At 52.6% G+C, this 17,215-nt stretch carries 14 protein-coding genes; 5 read left to right on the top strand and 9 right to left on the bottom strand.

The genetic code is table 11. From position 1 onward, the window contains the following. Nucleotides 1-24: 24 nt before the first annotated feature. From EDF88_RS15920 to EDF88_RS15905, 4 genes are all read right to left on the bottom strand, one after another. Nucleotides 25-1,323 (bottom strand): MFS transporter, encoded by a 1,299-nt coding sequence (locus tag EDF88_RS15920; RefSeq protein ID WP_134185778.1) that lies wholly within the window; start codon nt 1,321-1,323, stop codon nt 25-27. Between the two features lie 69 nt (nt 1,324-1,392). Further along, entirely contained in the window at nt 1,393-2,331 is a 939-nt protein-coding gene (locus EDF88_RS15915; RefSeq protein WP_064514502.1) for a sugar kinase, read from the bottom strand. Between the two features lie 3 nt (nt 2,332-2,334). Continuing rightward, complete coding sequence (locus EDF88_RS15910) at nt 2,335-3,084, bottom strand: hypothetical protein (RefSeq protein WP_064514499.1); 750 nt, start codon at nt 3,082-3,084, stop codon at nt 2,335-2,337. Between the two features lie 110 nt (nt 3,085-3,194). Continuing rightward, entirely contained in the window at nt 3,195-4,214 is a 1,020-nt protein-coding gene (locus EDF88_RS15905; RefSeq protein ID WP_064514497.1) for a LacI family DNA-binding transcriptional regulator, read from the bottom strand. Nucleotides 4,215-4,460: 246 nt separating this feature from the next. On the opposite strand from EDF88_RS15905, the gene EDF88_RS15900 reads away from it, so the two are divergent. Next, nucleotides 4,461-5,003, top strand: coding sequence for an isochorismatase family protein (locus EDF88_RS15900; RefSeq protein WP_134185776.1), 543 nt, complete (start codon nt 4,461-4,463; stop codon nt 5,001-5,003). Continuing rightward, nucleotides 5,000-5,917: a helix-turn-helix domain-containing protein gene (locus EDF88_RS15895; RefSeq protein WP_134185774.1), complete on the top strand. Its 918-nt coding sequence runs from the start codon at nt 5,000-5,002 to the stop codon at nt 5,915-5,917. Before EDF88_RS15900 ends, EDF88_RS15895 begins: the two co-directional genes overlap by 4 nt. On the opposite strand, the gene EDF88_RS15890 is transcribed toward EDF88_RS15895, so the two are convergent. Then, complete coding sequence (locus EDF88_RS15890; protein ID WP_134185772.1) at nt 5,914-6,909, bottom strand: acyltransferase; 996 nt, start codon at nt 6,907-6,909, stop codon at nt 5,914-5,916. The genes EDF88_RS15895 and EDF88_RS15890 overlap by 4 nt on opposite strands. Before the next feature lie 142 nt (nt 6,910-7,051). On the opposite strand from EDF88_RS15890, the gene EDF88_RS15885 reads away from it, so the two are divergent. The 3 genes from EDF88_RS15885 (at nt 7,052) to glyS (ending at nt 10,586) form a co-directional block, all read left to right on the top strand. After that, nucleotides 7,052-7,363: a YsaB family lipoprotein gene (locus EDF88_RS15885; protein ID WP_064514490.1), complete on the top strand. Its 312-nt coding sequence runs from the start codon at nt 7,052-7,054 to the stop codon at nt 7,361-7,363. A 232-nt stretch (nt 7,364-7,595) separates the two neighbouring features. After that, nucleotides 7,596-8,507, top strand: coding sequence for a glycine--tRNA ligase subunit alpha (gene glyQ, locus EDF88_RS15880; RefSeq protein WP_034460421.1), 912 nt, complete (start codon nt 7,596-7,598; stop codon nt 8,505-8,507). A gap of 9 nt (nt 8,508-8,516) precedes the next feature. Then, entirely contained in the window at nt 8,517-10,586 is a 2,070-nt protein-coding gene (gene glyS / locus EDF88_RS15875) for a glycine--tRNA ligase subunit beta (protein WP_064514488.1), read from the top strand. Between the two features lie 172 nt (nt 10,587-10,758). On the opposite strand, the gene uspF is transcribed toward glyS, so the two are convergent. The 4 genes from uspF to EDF88_RS15855 all read right to left on the bottom strand — a co-directional run bounded on the left by uspF (nt 10,759) and on the right by EDF88_RS15855 (nt 17,148). Continuing rightward, complete coding sequence (uspF, locus tag EDF88_RS15870) at nt 10,759-11,193, bottom strand: universal stress protein UspF (RefSeq protein ID WP_064514486.1); 435 nt, start codon at nt 11,191-11,193, stop codon at nt 10,759-10,761. Nucleotides 11,194-11,398: 205 nt separating this feature from the next. Then, on the bottom strand, nt 11,399-11,689 hold the full coding sequence (locus EDF88_RS15865; RefSeq protein ID WP_064514484.1) for an HTH-type transcriptional regulator: 291 nt from the start codon (nt 11,687-11,689) through the stop codon (nt 11,399-11,401). 258 nt (nt 11,690-11,947) lie between these two features. Next, nucleotides 11,948-13,330 (bottom strand): MFS transporter, encoded by a 1,383-nt coding sequence (locus EDF88_RS15860; RefSeq protein ID WP_134185770.1) that lies wholly within the window; start codon nt 13,328-13,330, stop codon nt 11,948-11,950. 287 nt (nt 13,331-13,617) lie between these two features. Beyond that, complete coding sequence (locus tag EDF88_RS15855) at nt 13,618-17,148, bottom strand: 5-oxoprolinase/urea amidolyase family protein (protein ID WP_134185768.1); 3,531 nt, start codon at nt 17,146-17,148, stop codon at nt 13,618-13,620. Nucleotides 17,149-17,215: the final 67 nt, after the last annotated feature.

Raw genomic sequence — 17,215 nt, 5'->3', positions numbered from 1 at the left:
GCATAACGACCGCCTGGTTTGAGATTAGGCGTGGTGTGCTTCCACCGGAACTTGTTGGTTTCTCGCCGGTTTCACTATCAGAGTTAGCCATACTGACGCGAGCAATGCTACCCCCATAAAAATGTAGGAAGCGGATGGGTTGCCTGTTGCACCGTTAAGGTAGCCAACAAACCAGGAGCCAACAAACGACCCCAGTGCACCCATGCTATTGATTAAGGCCATCGCGCCACCGGCAACATTACGTGGCAGCATTTCCGGGATAATCGCAAAGAATGGGCCATATGGCGCGTACATGGCGGCACCGGCAATCACCAACAGAGTGTAGGAAACCCAGAAGTGATCCGCACCAACCAGCCAGGAACCGAGGAAGGCCAGCGCACCAATCAGCAGCAGTGGCCAGACGAACAGCTTACGGTTCTGCATTTTGTCCGAAGCCCATGAAACCACAATCATCGCGATAGTGGCCGCCAGATAAGGAACCGATGACAACCAGCCGACTTCCACCATTCCCATACCCGCCGTTCCTGCGCCACGGATGATTGATGGCAGCCACAACACGAAGCCGTACACACCAATACTCCAGCAAAAATATTGCATACACAGCAGCACCACATTGCGCGAGCGGAATGCTTCGCTGTAGTTACGCACGGCTTTAATGCCTTCTTGTTCCTTCTCAAGCTGAGCCTGCAACGCGGATTTTTCAGCATCAGACAACCAGCCAACTTGCGCAGGTTTATCTTTGACCAGCATCCACCAGGCAAATGCCCAGATAACCGCTGGAATACCTTCAAAAATAAACATTTCACGCCAGCCAAATGCCTGAATCAGGTAGCCCGAAACGACGGACATCCACAGCACCGTCACCGGGTTGCCAAGAATCAAGAAAGTATTCGCCCGCGAGCGTTCAGACTTAGTAAACCAGTTACTGATGTAAATCAGCATCGCAGGCATCACGGCGGCTTCCACCACGCCGAGGATAAAGCGAATCGCCGCCAGTGCCGGAATATTGCTGACCATCCCGGTGAGTGATGCACAACCGCCCCACAAAATCAGGCAAACGAAGATCAGTTTGCGCACGCTGCGGCGTTCGGCGTACATCGCACCAGGTATCTGGAAGAAAAAATAACCGAGGAAAAACAGGGCGCCAAGCAAAGACGAAATCCCTTTGGTGATCCCGAGATCGTCGTTAATGCCAGCGGCAGATGCAAAGCTAAAGTTAGCTCGGTCGAGGTACGCCAGGCTGTAGGTGATAAACACGATTGGCATGATGTACCACCAACGTTTTGGCGCGATTACCTTTGATGAAAGGGACTGGGTTTTCATGGGGCTTGCCTCTATGTTGAGGAGAGTCGCATCATGCCGGGTGTAGGGCACAGCTGATGCAGTCTTCGTTTATTCGCCAAGCGCGCTACGGGTCGGTAACCCTTCGCTATCGCCGATGACTTGTATCGCCAGTGAGCCGATTTTATTACCGCGGCTAACGGCATGTTGTAAGGTTTTTCCCTCCAGCAAAGCGCTGATTACGCCCACCGCAAAGCCATCGCCTGCGCCAACAGTATCGACCACGTTATCGACCTTAATCGCAGGCACTGCACCTTTATCGCCAGCGGCAGTTTTAAACCAGGCGCCGTCCGCACCCGTTTTCAACACCACGGTTTTGACACCCTGGTCGAGATAGAAATCGGCAATCGCTTCCGGGGTTTTGTGCCCTGTCAGGATTGCGCCCTCGCTTAATCCTGGCAGCACCCAGTCTGCCTGGAAGGCGAGTTGATTCAATTGTTTCACCATTTCGGCTTCACTTTTCCACAGCACCGGACGCAGATTCGGATCGAACGAAATGGTTTTCCCTTGCTGCTTCATCATGCGAGCGGCGTGATTGAGCAGTTCTAATGAGCTCTCCGACAGTGCTGCCGCCACACCGCTTAAGTGCAGATGGCGTGCGGAGCAAAAGTACTCTGCGTTTAAATCCGCAACCGACAGGTGGCTGGCTGCCGAGCTTTTACGGAAATATTCCACAATGGGATCGGTTCCATTTTCTGCTTTAGATTTAAGCTGAAAGCCTGTAGCAAAGCGCTCGTCCGTCGTCACTCCGTGGCTGTCGATATTCTCTTTCGCCAGTTGTTGCAGAACATAGCGGCCAAAAGAGTCATTGCCCACCCGGCTAACCCAGCCCACTTTCAGGCCAAGACGCGCAAGACCCGTGGCAACGTTCAGCTCTGCCCCTGCGACACGTTTCACAAACTGTTCTGCGGCTGCTAAATCGCCGCTTTGGCTGGCGACAAACATCGCCATTGCTTCACCAATGGTAATGACATCAAGTTGCGTCGACATCGCTTACTCCTCGCGTAATAAGTTGACGTAATGGCGGGTGACAGCCGTCAGGTCGCGGCCTTCGAGCGGGAATTCGATTCCGCGTGGCGCATCGGCTGGCAGGTTATTGAGTAATTCGAGCCAGCGCGGTTCGGCATCATCAAGTGCAATGGCCCGATAGTGGTAATGGTGTGGCACGGCGGCTTTGACGTGGATATAGCTGACAGAAGATGCCAGCACGCGAGCGGCGGCCTCTGGAGATTCATCAACCCACAGCCAGTTCGCCATATCAAAAGTGAGCGTCACTGGAAGATTTAGCACCTTGCAGGCGGCCTGGAAGCGCTGCATCGGGACGAGTTTGCCACACAGGGTTTGGTCGTTTTCCACGACTAATGGCACATTACTTTGCGCCAGCCACTGCTGCAAAACAGAAAACTGCGAGCTGCCGCGAAAATGGCCGAGCGAAAGTTTCAGCCAGCTTGCATTCAGCTGGTGGGCTTCAAGTAACAAAGAGGGGATCAGCGGGTTCAGTTTGCCGTCTTCGGCGAACAGCGGCTCCGGCGCGGAATAACAGGCCTCGAGGCGGTGTCCGGCAATTTGCTGCGCCAGCTCTGGCAGGGCATCGAGCTGCGTATTGCTTAACAGCTCGCGGCGGATTTCGACGCCATCGGCACCCGCCCCGGCAATAATGGGCAATAGTGCTTGTTGGCCGCCCAGCGCCGCAATGCGGTCATGCCCGTAAGCCGCGGTGACAACAATAATTTTTCTCGGCATTTAATTCTCCGGCCAGGCTCATCTAAATAATATAACTATTACGCTAGATGGAACCGGTTCCAAATAAAAGCCAGCCGTGTCTAATTTATGATCACTATCACGAACATTGATTAACGGGTGGTGGAGCCGCGAACGATTAATTCGCCAGAAAAGACCTGCTCATAAACGGTGTCACTACCGCCTTCAATGCGCTTCACTACTTGCTGGAGAGCGGCATAACCAATCTGCCAGGTTGGCTGTTTAAGCGTGGTGATACCAACGCCGGCAAGCTCCGCCCATTCGAGTTCATCAAACCCCAGCAGGCCAATATCGGAGCCCCAGTGCAGGCCGATACGTCGCAGGGAGCGGGCCACCTGAAGTGTGAGTGCGCCGTTTGCGGAAATCACAGCTTTACGCATTCCCCGATGGCCAGAATGGAACTGGCGCAGCGTGTTGTCCATCAACTCGCCTTCGTGCAAAGGCACTTCCGCGTTTTCGGCAACAATGCCCGGGTAACGTTTGAGGGTGGCGTGGAAGGCATTCAGGCGCTCGCGGCGGGTGTTCACCGTGCCGAGAGGTTCACTGAGGAACAAAATGGCTTCAAACCCTTGTTCGACAAGGTGTTCGGTGGCGGTTGTTGCGGCCTGAATGTTATCAAGACCTACCACGTCGCAGGCAAAATCAGGAATTTTTCGGTCAATCAGCACCATCGGCAGGGCGGATTGTTGCAGGCGATTTAACCCTTCCTCGCGCATCCCCACCGCATTCACCACAATCCCTTCCACCTGATAACTGCGCAGTAAATCCAGGTAATGCAGCTCCTGGTCCACTTCGTTGTTGGTGTTACAGACCAGCGGCGTAAAGCCCTTTTCACGGCACGCCGCTTCAATGCCACTGAGCACATCGACAGAGTAGGGGTTGGTGATATCGGCAATGATCAGGCCGATTAAGCGGGTACGCCCACGTTTCAGGCCGCGAGCCATTTGGCTTGGGCGGTAATCGAGTTGCGCAATCGCCGTTTCAATACGCAAACGTAAGTCGTCAGACAGCACATTTTGCTCGCCGTTAAGATAGCGGGAAACACTGGTTTTACCGGTCTTTGCCGCTCTTGCGACATCGCTTATCGTTGGGCGCGCTGCCTTGCTGATCATGATTTTCTCCGAAGGGTTTCAGGCTCGAGAGTAACACAGTTTATAAGGGCTGGTGGATGACGCTGGCGCTTATCCACCCTACAAAATCTTGGTGCTTCGTAGGTCGGATAAGCGTTAGCTTCATCCGACACAATCTCAAATATTTCATCTGGTCCCATTTCACCCTCATACTGTCCGTTTTTGGTATTAGCAATCGCACTAACCCTTGTCACAATGGCCTCATACCCACTGATGAGGAGTCCGAAAATGTCCCGTTCCGCATTGATTAATATCGACACGCAGCAATCTTTTTTCCATCGCGATTACTGGCAAGAAGAGGATCTCCCGGCATTCCAGCAGGCTATTACACAGCTGATTTCTGGCTGCCAGGATTTGAAAATACCGGTGGTAGATATCTTCCATGTTGACGATGAAGGCCCGTTTTCACTGGCTTCCGGCTATGTTAAAGCGATGCCGTTTTTGCAACATCAGGCGGATGTGGCGTTCCAGAAACACGTTCACAACGCATTTACCGATACCGGTCTCGATCTTTGGTTGCGCCAGCGTGACGTTAACCACCTGATTATCTGCGGTATTCGTACTGAACAGTGTTGCGAAACCACCACGCGGGTGGCGTCTGATTTGGGTTATCGCGTTTCATTTGTTAGCGAAGCGATGCTCACCTTCCCGATGAGCTGGAAAGGGGTTACGCTGGATACGCAAACCCTGCGCCATCGCACTGAAACGGTGCTGGCGGGGCGTTTTGCCGAAATTCAAACTGTTGCTGAGTGCCTGGAGTCTTTATCGTGAGTATTGGGGTCTGGTTCGTTGTGTTGCCTGGTGTTCTGTCTCTTGACCTGAGTGGCCCAGCGGAAACGCTGAAGCTTGCAGGCGATGCTTTTCACCTGCATTTCATCGGCCCGGACCCACAAGTTTCTACCTCCATTGGACTCAATTTTTCGGGCATCGAACCGCTGCCGGAAAGTTTCGCGCCAGGCAGTTTGTTAGTGCTTCCCGGCGTTTGCGATTCAAATCGTTACTTTGATACGCCACAGGCTGAGGCTGTGCGCCGTTGGTTGACGCGCCTGCAACCGCAAATTCATAGCCAGCAACTCAATTTAATGTGCGTCTGTTCTGGCTCGCTGCTGGCGGCGAAAGCCGGGCTGATGAGCGGCGTGCAATGCACCACGCACCACGATGTGCTGGCAAGATTACGCGCAGCCGCTCCCACCGCTCAGGTAAAAGAAAATCGTATTTTTGTCGAAGACCGGGGCATCTGGACCAGCGCCGGAATTACCTCCGGGATTGATCTCTCGCTGCATCTGATTAACCGCTATTGCGGCCCGAAAGCGGCACTCGACGTGGCGCGTGAGATGGTGGTGTGGTTTCGCCGTTCGGGCGACGATCCGCAATTATCGCCGTGGCTGCGTTACCGTAACCACATTCACCCGGCGGTTCATCGTGCGCAGGATTTGCTTTCGGCAGCACCAGAATCGGCGTGGGATGTGCAGGAAATTGCCGATAAAGTTCACGTCAGTTCGCGCCATTTATCGCGGCTTTTTCAGAAGCATTTGGGGATTTCAGTGCGGGATTATCTCGAACAATTGCGCCTGGCTATTGCCGAACAGCGCTTATTGCAGGGGCAACGCATGGAGCAGGCGGCGGTTGCGGCGGGCTTTTCATCACCACGCCAGCTGCACCGCGCCCGCGCCAGGAATGCTTAGCTCACCCATTTTCGCGTATCCAACCGCTGTAATCCCATGGAAAGCAGCAAACTTCCGGCGAGTGTTGCGCCGAAAATCCACAAAATATCGAGAACCGGCGAGCTGGTTAGTTGGTAACCGTGAGTGCGCAAGAAGTGAATAATTAACGCATGGAAGCCGTAAATCCCTAGCGAATGCTGAGAAATTAAAGCCAAACCCGGCAATGGCCTGTTATTAAGGCAATTTTTTATCACGACCAACAAACTAATCGCGGCGATAAACACCAGCGGCCCGCAATAAACATAGAAAGTATCGGCAAAATTACCGTTCACTTCTAATTGGTGGCGCGTACCCGTTGATATCGAAAAGATACACAACGCAAACAAGCCTGCTGCCAGCCCGCTAATCCAGCGCTTATCCGTTTCCAGCATGCCAATCGCGCGACCTAACAAGCCATACAGCACGTAATAAAACGTGTCGCCGCGAATATATAAATTAATCGGCAGCCATTTCACCCCGCCCAGCGTTTGCGGCACGGTATTGGGGTTGGCGATAACACCCAGCAAAACCATCAGCCCGAGAATCACCATCGCGTTGACTTTTTTCACCTGAATCAACGGGGAAAGCAGGTATATCACCATGATCGCAAAGAAGAACCACAGGTGATAGAACACCGGTTTTTGTAGGATGTAGCGCAGCGAAAGCCCCGCGTTGATGGGGGTCAGTAATTTGATGTAGATAAGCGCGACCACGCTGTAAAACAGCAGACAGGTGACGATGCGCAAAAAGTGACGCTGCTGTGCACTGCGTTCACCAAAAAACAGATAGCCTGAAATCATGAAGAACAGCGGAACGCTGACGCGAGAAGCCGAGTTGAGCACGTTTGATAAATCCCAACTAAATGGCGTGACAATATTCGCATTGGTGATGTACCAGGTGGTGGTATGGATCATAACGACCATCAGGCACGCAATCCCGCGCAAGTTATCAATCCAGTTAATTTTTTGCTGCATTCGTTCCTCGATGGCTTAAACGGGTATTAATCTGAGTTTGCATTCACTATCTTGTCAGGCGCGAAGCGGGTTTGCAGAATATGAAATACCTGTTAATTATTGAATAACAATAACGATTTTAACGTACACGTAACGAATGATGATGCCAAAAATAAAAAATAGCAGTTGGGTTCTCGTTTTTTGTGCTCTGTTACTGAGCGCTTGCAGTACACCGGAGCAACAACCGCAATATGCCCAGGGTGCACAGCAACCTGCAGTCGAAGGTGGTGCGATGATTGAAACCTGTAAGCAGGAAGCGGCATATCGCTACAACACCCGTGAGCAACAAATCAGCGTGGTGGATTTTAAGCAGTATCAGGGTAGTTACGAGATTCAAGGCAGCACCGTTCGCAAGGAAGGGTTTACCTGCTCATTCGACGAAAGCGGCCAGTTTTTGCACCTTTCATCTACATAAAGCCGCAACACAAGGCAAACGCACGTGGATTCGGGCTGTATACATGCCCTCAACAGGTACACTCGTCACCCTTCAAGTTGCCTCTGCGTTGGCTGCCTTCACTCACCCCAGTCGCTTAGTCTACTAAGCTCCAGGGGATTCATTCAGTTGCCGTCTTGATGCAACTCGAATGGTTTTGAGTGTATACTGACCGCTTCTCTTTTTAACCCTCTCGAACGCGTGCGAAATCAACATGCAAAAGTTTGATACCAAGACCTTTCAAGGCCTGATCCTGACTTTACAGGACTACTGGGCGCGCCAGGGCTGCACCATTGTTCAACCTTTGGACATGGAAGTCGGCGCCGGCACCTCTCACCCAATGACCTGCCTGCGGGCTTTAGGGCCAGAGCCGATGGCGACTGCATATGTGCAGCCATCCCGCCGTCCTACCGATGGCCGTTACGGTGAAAACCCGAACCGCTTACAGCACTACTATCAGTTCCAGGTGGTGATCAAGCCTTCTCCTGACAACATTCAGGAGCTGTACCTTGGGTCGCTTAAAGAGCTGGGTATGGACCCAACTATTCATGACATTCGCTTCGTAGAAGACAACTGGGAAAACCCAACGCTGGGTGCCTGGGGTCTGGGCTGGGAAGTGTGGCTCAACGGCATGGAAGTGACTCAGTTCACCTATTTCCAGCAAGTTGGCGGCCTGGAATGCAAACCGGTTACCGGTGAAATCACCTACGGTTTAGAGCGTCTGGCAATGTACATCCAGGGCGTAGACAGCGTTTACGATCTGGTCTGGAGCGACGGCCCGCTGGGTAAAACCACTTATGGCGACGTGTTCCATCAGAACGAAGTTGAGCAATCAACTTACAACTTCGAACACGCCGATGTGGATTTCCTGTTCTCCTGCTTTGAGCAGTATGAGAAAGAAGCGCAGCACCTGCTGGCGCTGGAAAACCCACTGCCACTGCCTGCTTACGAACGCATTCTGAAAGCCGCGCACAGCTTTAACCTGCTTGATGCCCGTAAGGCCATCTCGGTTACCGAGCGTCAGCGCTACATTCTGCGTATTCGTACTCTGACTAAAGCCGTGGCCGAAGCCTATTACGCTTCTCGTGAAGCGCTTGGCTTCCCGATGTGCAATAAGAACAAATAAGAGGCTGCCATGTCTGAAAAAACTTTCCTGGTGGAGATTGGCACTGAAGAGCTGCCACCAAAAGCCCTGCGCAGCCTGGCCGAATCCTTTGCTGCGAACGTAACCGCGGAACTGGATGCAGCGAACCTCGCTCACGGCGAAGTAAAATGGTTTGCCGCTCCACGCCGTCTGGCGCTGAAGATTTCTAATCTGGCACAGTCTCAGCCTGATCGTGAAGTTGAAAAACGTGGCCCGGCCATCTCTGCGGCATTTGACGCAGAAGGCAAACCAAGCAAAGCCGCTGAAGGCTGGGCTCGTGGCTGCGGCATCACCGTCGATCAAGCTGAGCGTCTGGCGACCGACAAAGGCGAATGGCTGCTGTACCGTGCACACGTTAAAGGCGAAAGCGCGCAAGCCCTGCTGCCTGCGATGATTGCCACAGCGCTGACCAAATTGCCGATTCCAAAACTGATGCGTTGGGGCGATAACAACACCCAATTCGTGCGTCCGGTTCACACTGTGACCCTGCTATTGGGCGAAGAAGTTATTCCTGCAACAATCCTTGGCATTGCGTCCGATCGTGTTATTCGCGGCCACCGCTTTATGGGTGAGCCAGAATTCACTATCGACAACGCCGATCAGTACCCTGAAATTCTGCTGGAACGCGGCAAAGTTATTGCCGACTACGAGCAGCGTAAAGCGGTTATCAAAGAAGGCGCTGAAGAAGCGGCTCGCAAAATTGGCGGTAACGCCGATCTGAGCGAAAGCCTGCTCGAAGAAGTGACTTCTCTGGTGGAATGGCCGGTTGTGCTGACCGCGAAATTCGAAGAGAAATTCCTCGCCGTTCCTGCGGAAGCGCTGGTTCACACCATGAAAGGTGACCAGAAGTACTTCCCGGTTTACGCAAACGACGGCAAATTGCTGCCGAACTTTATCTTTGTTGCCAACATCGAGTCGAAAGACCCGATTCAGATTATCTCTGGTAACGAGAAAGTTGTGCGTCCACGTCTGGCCGATGCCGAGTTCTTCTTCAATAGCGACCGTAAAAAGCGCCTGGAAGACAACTTGCCGCGTCTGGAAACCGTTCTGTTCCAGCAACAGCTCGGTACGCTGCGCGACAAAACTAACCGCATCGAAGCCCTTTCAGGCTGGATTGCTGGCCAGATTGGCGCAGACGTAAACCACGCAACTCGCGCCGGTTTGCTGTCTAAATGCGATCTGATGACCAACATGGTGTTCGAGTTTACCGACACCCAGGGCGTGATGGGCATGCACTATGCGCGTCACGATGGCGAAGCAGAAGATGTTGCTGTTGCGCTGAACGAGCAGTATCAGCCGCGCTTTGCGGGTGATGCACTGCCGTCTAACCTGGTGGCCTGTGCTGTGGCAATCGCCGATAAAATGGATACCCTTGCGGGCATCTTCGGTATTGGACAGCACCCGAAAGGTGACAAAGACCCGTTTGCTCTGCGTCGTGCCGCTCTTGGCGTTCTGCGCATCATCGTTGAGAAAAACCTGCCGCTTGATCTGCAAACGCTGACCGAAGAGGCCGTGCGTCTTTACGGTGATAAGCTGACCAACCAGAAGGTTACCGACGAAGTCATCGACTTTATGCTGGGCCGTTTCCGCGCCTGGTATCAGGAAGAAGGCCACAGCGTGGATACCATCCAGGCCGTGCTGGCGCGTCGTCCGACAAAACCAGCAGATTTCGATGCGCGTATGAAAGCGGTATCTCACTTCCGTACGCTGGAATCTTCATCTGCCCTGGCTGCTGCGAATAAGCGTGTTTCAAACATTCTGGCGAAGTCAGACGAGACGCTGAACGACCATGTTCACGCATCCGTTTTGAAAGAAGCCGAAGAGATTCGTCTCGCGACTAACCTGGTTGTGCTGCGCGACAAACTGGAACCGTTCTTCGCTGAAGGCCGTTACCAGGAAGCGCTGGAAGAACTGGCAAACCTGCGCGAGCCGGTGGATGCGTTCTTCGACAAAGTGATGGTGAATGCAGAAGACAAAGATCTGCGTATTAACCGCCTGACGCTGCTTTCCAAACTGCGCGAGCTGTTCTTGCAGGTTGCGGATATCTCCCTGCTGCAATAAGTTCTCTGCCGTTTTAAAGAACCCGCTTCGGCGGGTTTTTTTTTCGCCTGAATGTTTACGCTTGATTATCAATGGGCTAGCTATTTCCCAGACAGGTTGTCGCGATGCTAATCCGGCCTGGGAAAAAATATACTATTAACCTCAAACCCCGCAGCGCGGGGTTTTTTATGACTCAGCGAACAACCAATACCGAGCATTTTGCATGGCGAACCACTGCAGCAGCGTTTGAGCCAAGAAGATAGGTAGACATGCTTGGGCGGTGGGAAGCCAGAATAATCACATCGGCGTCAATGTCATCGGCCAGTTGGAGAATATGATCTTTCGGCGAACCGCTCAGAACGTGCTTTTCAATCCGATCTTCAGGCAGGTTAAATTTAGCCACTATTTCGCTCAGCGATTCCATGGCGGCAGCTTCCCTCTCTTTGGCATCTGGTGCAATCGAAGCATAGCCCAGGCCGTAAGCGGCAAAATAGGTATAGTCAGGGATGACGGCCAGAAAATGGATCGTGGCATCGTCCTGCTTTGCATACCCTTCAACATGGGGGATAACCTGCTGTGTCAGCTCTGTTTCGGAAATATCGATAGGAACCAGGATTTTCTTAGACATACAACCTCCTTTTGCTTTACGTGTTAATAACCCTCTCTAAGTTATGGATTAGATTTGTGATTACGGAAGTGACACAGGTCAGGTTTTCGAGCATTGCCGCTTCGTTTCATACTATTTACGTAGCCTTCAGAAACGACAAACCCCGCTCAGGCGGGGTTTTGGATAACAATTATGGGACAAGGCAATCAGGGTACAAAGTACAAAATCATTCCATCAACTGCTTACTGATTGTTGGATTCGCTTGCATTAAGCGCATCAACTTCAGCTCGGTATTGGAGGGTCTGAGTCGTTTTGATTCCCACTCCTGTACCATTGAAACACTCACACCCATTGCGCGGGCGAAATCATCAATCTTAAGCCCGGTACTTTTTCTTAGTTGTTCAAATTCAGAAAATGCATTGGGCTTATCATTAAGTGCCATCATTTGATGCTTATCTTTAAAAACAATCTGCTCAAGGTTACTTAGCAGCTCAAACATTGGATCTTTATATTCCATCGAGAACTCCTCATAAATCACACATCGACCTCGTGAACGGTAAGAAGCCTATTAAGAGTAGTTGGAAAAAAAGCGGGCAGATGGTTTTCACGCTAACTATTTTCTTGCTGTGTCAGGCTTATGCGTTTCAGCAAAAAAACTAAGCGGCATAACGAATTGAAAAGTCTGTGATGAGCGGGATTGAGTATAAATTTGTAAATGGTTATGCATTTTACGCAAAACGGCGGGACTTGCCCGCCGTGCTTATAGATTTTTCCATCATGCTTTTTGCGTAACTTTATCCAGCTCGTGGTTATTGGCGCGGTTCTCAGCCAATGTGCGCTGGCCCGCCCAGGATTTCACCATCAGCGCGCTCGCGGAAAGTAGGGCCGGAATTGCCAGTAGCATGAAAATAGTTTTGAACGACAGTTCAGCTTGCATCAAGAATGCACCACTAAACGCCCCAAGAATTCCGCCAAAACGTCCAAGCCCCAACATCCATGCCACACCGGTTGCACGACCTTGTGTTGGGTAGAACCCGGCGGCTAGCGCAGGCATTGAAGATTGCGCGCCGTTCATAATGGTGCCTGCGATAAACACCATCACGCCCATTAATACCAGGCTTGAAGTAGAGAACCCTACCAGGCACACAAAAAGACCTGTCAGCAAATAACCCACGGCGACCACTTTGTTTGGGTTCAGCTTGTCCATCAGTGCGCCAATAATCAGAACCCCAATGCCACCACCGAGTGGGAACAAAGCGGTGATAATCGACGCCTGACTAAGCGTTGCGCCTGTTTCACGAATCAGCAGCGGTAGCCAACTGGTCAGCAGATAGAAAATCAGCAGGCCCATGAAATAGGTCAGGCAGAGCATTAAGGTTCCTACCAGATATCTTGGTGAGAAAATCACGCCCAGCGCGGTTTTATCTTTAATATGACCGCCGACTTCATTCAGCACGAAGCGCAGATTTTCGCCTGACGGCAGTGGGGCAATGCGTCGCAAAATAGTGGCGATATCTTTCTGCGGCTTGTTCTTCACCACCAGATAACGAGCCGATTCCGGCAACCAAATCATCAACACCACTGAAAGAATGAGTGGCATGACGCCGCCCAGCACCAGTACGCTCTGCCAGCCGTAATGTGGGATCATCCATGCGGAGACAAAACCGCCCATTGAAGAACCAATCGGGAAGCCGACAAACATCAGGTTCACCAGCAGGGCGCGTTTACGTTCTGGTGCATATTCTGACATCAGCGTTGCCGCGTTCGGCATTGCAGCACCCAGGCCAAGCCCGGTGAGGAAGCGGAGTAGAGCAAGTGATGTCAGGCTGGTGGCAAAGGCGGTCAGCAGGCTAAAACCACCGAATATCAGAATCGATAACACCAACACCTTTTTACGCCCGATGCGGTCAGCCATTGGTCCGGCAGTTAATGCACCGACTGCCAGCCCAACCAGAGCGGCACTCATCACCGGGCCAAGGTCAGATTTCTGTACGCCCCATTCCTGTACTAAGTCTGAGGCGATAAAACCAATAATCGCGGTATCGAAGCCGTCCAATGCCACCGTAATGAAACAGAGGATGAGGATCATCCACTGATATCGGGAAAACTTATTATTGTTAATAAATGCCTGAATATCTGTCGTTGTTGTCTTTGTCATAAGGCACGTCCTGAAGGATGCTGAGGTGTTCGATTATCGAACAATGATTCGTTAATCGTTCGTTAAATCAAACCACTCAGCAGGCTATTGGGCAATCATTCGGCAGGTGTTTGTGTGCGATTATCGTACTGATTGGGATGGGGATATGCATACTTGTGAAATAACACATTAAATATTAGTGGGTTAAATAAAAATCCTTGCTGCGCGGATTTGTGAGTGAGTTAACAAATGAGCAACATGTGAAATGGGCGGGCCGCCAGTGCAACCCGCCATATAAAAAGTGAAAATCAGGCCGCGGTTTCAATCACCATCAGCAACTGCCCGGCGTGGACCTGATTGCCTTGTTGGCGCTGGAAGGTGCGGATAACGCCATCCACCGGTGAAGTAATTGGGATTTCCATTTTCATAGATTCCAGAATGCCAATGGTTTGGCCCGCTTTTACCTGCTCACCGGGCTCAACCAGCCATTGCCATACACTCCCGGCGACCTGGCTTTCTACTCCGCAGCAGGAGTCAGGGATGTACTCTTCATTAGACGGGGCTTCATCCAGCGCACTATCAAAGGTGAATTGCCCTTCAGCACGCCAGCGAGACAGTTCCTCATCAAAAGCATGTTGGCGCTGCTGCTGGAAGGTATCGATGGTTTCTGCTTCTTGATCAAGCATTTGCTGATAATCATCGAGGCTAAATTCCTCTTCTTCAATGCGCAGCGGGTAGTCGCCCCACGGGAAACGTTCACGTATTTCCAGTAGTTCTTGAGCACTGACTTCGTAGAAACGAATCTGGTCGAAGAAGCGTAGTAGCCACGGTTTGGTGAATACATCTGTCTGGCGATCTCGGTTCCACATTTGCAATGTGCGCCCGATAAACTGGTATCCTCCAGGCCCTTCCATGCCGTAAACGCACATGTATGCGCCACCGATTCCCACGGAGTTTTCTGCAGTCCAGGTGCGTGCCGGGTTGTATTTGGTGGTGACCAGGCGATGGCGCGGGTCGAGCGGTGTCGCCACCGGTGCGCCAAGGTAAACATCTCCCAGCCCCATTACTAAGTAACGGGCATCAAAGACAATCTTTTTGACTTCATCAACTGAATCAAGGCCATTGATACGGCGGATAAATTCGATATTGCTTGGGCACCACGGCGCACCGGGGCGCACCGACTGAGTGTAGCGGGTAATTGCTTCACGGCAGGCGGAATCGTCCCAGCTCAGTGGGAGCCAGACGGTACGCGACGGGACTTTAGCGTTTTGCAGATCGCCAAGATCTTTATCGGCTGCCACGATCCTTTCCAGCAGTTGCTGGCGAGGGCAAAGATGGTTATCGAAATGAATTTGTAATGAGCGAATACCGGGGGTCAGTTCAAGACGTCCTTCTTGCGGATAGGCTTCCAGGCGCTGCATTAGCGCGTGGACACGAAAGCGCAGGGCGATATCCAGCATCTGCTCACCGTATTCCACCAGTAAAAAGCGGTCTCCTGCCGCACGGATGGTGACGGATGGCATGCCGTTGTTGGCGGGATCGTGGTAGAGGATTGGGGAGGCGATTCGGTTTTCCAAACCATCCAGACTCACCGCGACAAACTCAATTGTGTCCCCGGCTTTAAGCTGCCCGAGCTTCCACAAATCGTTACTGATGACCGTCGCCGGGCAGACAAAGCCACCGAGCGACGGGCCGTCCGGCCCTAAGATCACCGGCATATCACCAGTAAAATCCACGGTGCCAAAGGCATAAGCATTGTCGTGAATATTTGACGGGTGCATTCCTGCCTCACCGCCATCGCTGCGTGCCCAGGTCGGTTTTGGGCCAATCAAACGAATACCGGTACGACTCGAGTTGTAATGCACCTGCCAACGCGCTGCAAAAAACTCCTCAATATCCTGCTCGGTGAAAAACTCCGGTGCGCCGTGCGGCCCGTAAACCACCCGGATCTGCCAGCTATTGCTCAGCTGCGGGTAATCTTGTTCCGTTAAAGAAGCAGCAGGGCGATGCTCCGCTGCGGCCAGGTGCAACACATCGCCAGCACGCAGCGCACGCCCGGCATGACCACCAAATTTACCCAGCGTAAAGGTGCTGCGGCTACCGAGATACTCTGGGCAGTTCAGCCCGCCCGCCAGCAGCAAATAGCTACGGCAACCCGCGCCGGTAATGTCGCCCAGCGTCAGGGTTTGCCCGGCATTAGCGTTAATCACCACACCTGTTGATACCGTTTCGTCATCCAGTTTTGCGGCAATTTCAGCACCGGTCAGCACGAAAGCGCACGGCTGATTAAAGCGCAGTGTCGGGCCGCGTAACGTAATTTCCAGGCCAGCGGCCTGCGCGCTGTTGCCCAAAAGCTGATTGCCAACGGTAAAGGCGCGGCTGTCGAACGGGCCGGAAGGCGGCACGCCGACATGCCAGTAACCGCTGCGGCCTGGTGCATCCTGGATAGTGGTCATGGTGCCGCCGGTAATCACATCCAGCGTTGCGGGTTGCCAGTTCACCTTGCCAAGCGTGGCGGTGATGACTCTCCCTTCCTGTACTTCTGGCAAAGTCAGTAAATATCGCAGCCAGTTCAGGTTGGTTTCAATGCCATAGAGCGATGTTTGCTGCAATGCGTTTGATAGCGATAACAGCGCCTGTTCGCGGGAATCAGCATGAACAATTACTTTTGCCAGCATCGGGTCGTAAAAAGGCGAGACTTCGCAGCCGGTTGCCAGCCAGTGATCGACACGAAGCACAGCGCCTTCTATCGCCTGTGGGAATATGACTTCGCTTAACAGTCCGGCCACCGGCTGGAAGTTTTTCGCCGGGTCTTCGGCATAAACCCGCACCTGAATCGCATGGCCGTGCGGCGTAGTGCGCAAGGTTTCTAACGCAGGGAGTTCATTTGCACCCAGTGCCACCATCCAGCTCACAATATCCACGCCGTAAACCATTTCGGTTACGCCATGTTCAACCTGCAAACGGGTGTTCACTTCAAGGAACCAGAACTGCTCGCTGACATCGTCGTAGACGTATTCAACCGTCCCGGCGCTGCGATAATTAACCGCTTCGCAAAGTTCGACTGCCGTGCAGTGCAGGGCGCTGCGGGTCGCATCAGACAGGCGTGGGGCAGGGGTTTCTTCAATCACTTTTTGATTGCGGCGCTGTGCTGAACAATCGCGTTCGCCCAGCGCGATAACGTTACCGGCTCCGTCACCAAAAACCTGCACTTCGATATGGCGTGCGTGGGCGATAAATTTCTCTAAAAAGACGCCATCGTCGGAGAAGTTGTTACCTGCGAGGCGTTTTACGCGGGTAAATGCTTCTTTCAATGCTGATGCATTATCGCAGCATTGCATGCCAATCCCACCGCCGCCCGCCGTGCTTTTCAACATCACCGGGTAGCCGATACGATCCGCTTGGGTTAAGGCAACCTCAAGTGAGGTCAGCAACCCACTGCCAGAAAGCAGTGGCACGTTATTTAACTCTGCCAGTTCTCGGGCGCGATGTTTCAGGCCAAAGGCCGCCATCTGTTCAACCGTCGGGCCGAGGAATACCACATTTTCTGCATCGCAGCGCTCAACAAAACTGGCGTTTTCACTCAGGAAACCGTAGCCCGGATGCACGGCTTCAGCGCCGCTTTCGCGCAGGATCGCAAACAGTTTGTCCTGGTTGAGATAAGTTTCGCGTACGTTGCCGTCACCTAACGAGAAGGCAATATCGGCCTGGCGCACGTGCTGGGAGTGTTTATCGGCTTCGGCATAGACCGCAATTGCAGTGATGCCCATTTGCTTCAGGGTGCGGATAATACGCACCGCAATCGCGCCACGGTTGGCAATCAAGACTCGTTTAAACATAACCGTTTCTCAGGCTCGCAGGTCGTCCTGCTTTCAATTCGGGCGCTGGAGTGCGGGCCGTCCCGCG

The sequence above is a fragment of the Buttiauxella sp. BIGb0552 genome, assembly GCF_004366275.1.
Classification (GTDB): Bacteria; Pseudomonadota; Gammaproteobacteria; order Enterobacterales; family Enterobacteriaceae; genus Buttiauxella; species Buttiauxella gaviniae.
This window is presented reverse-complemented; position numbering and strand designations above follow the sequence as displayed.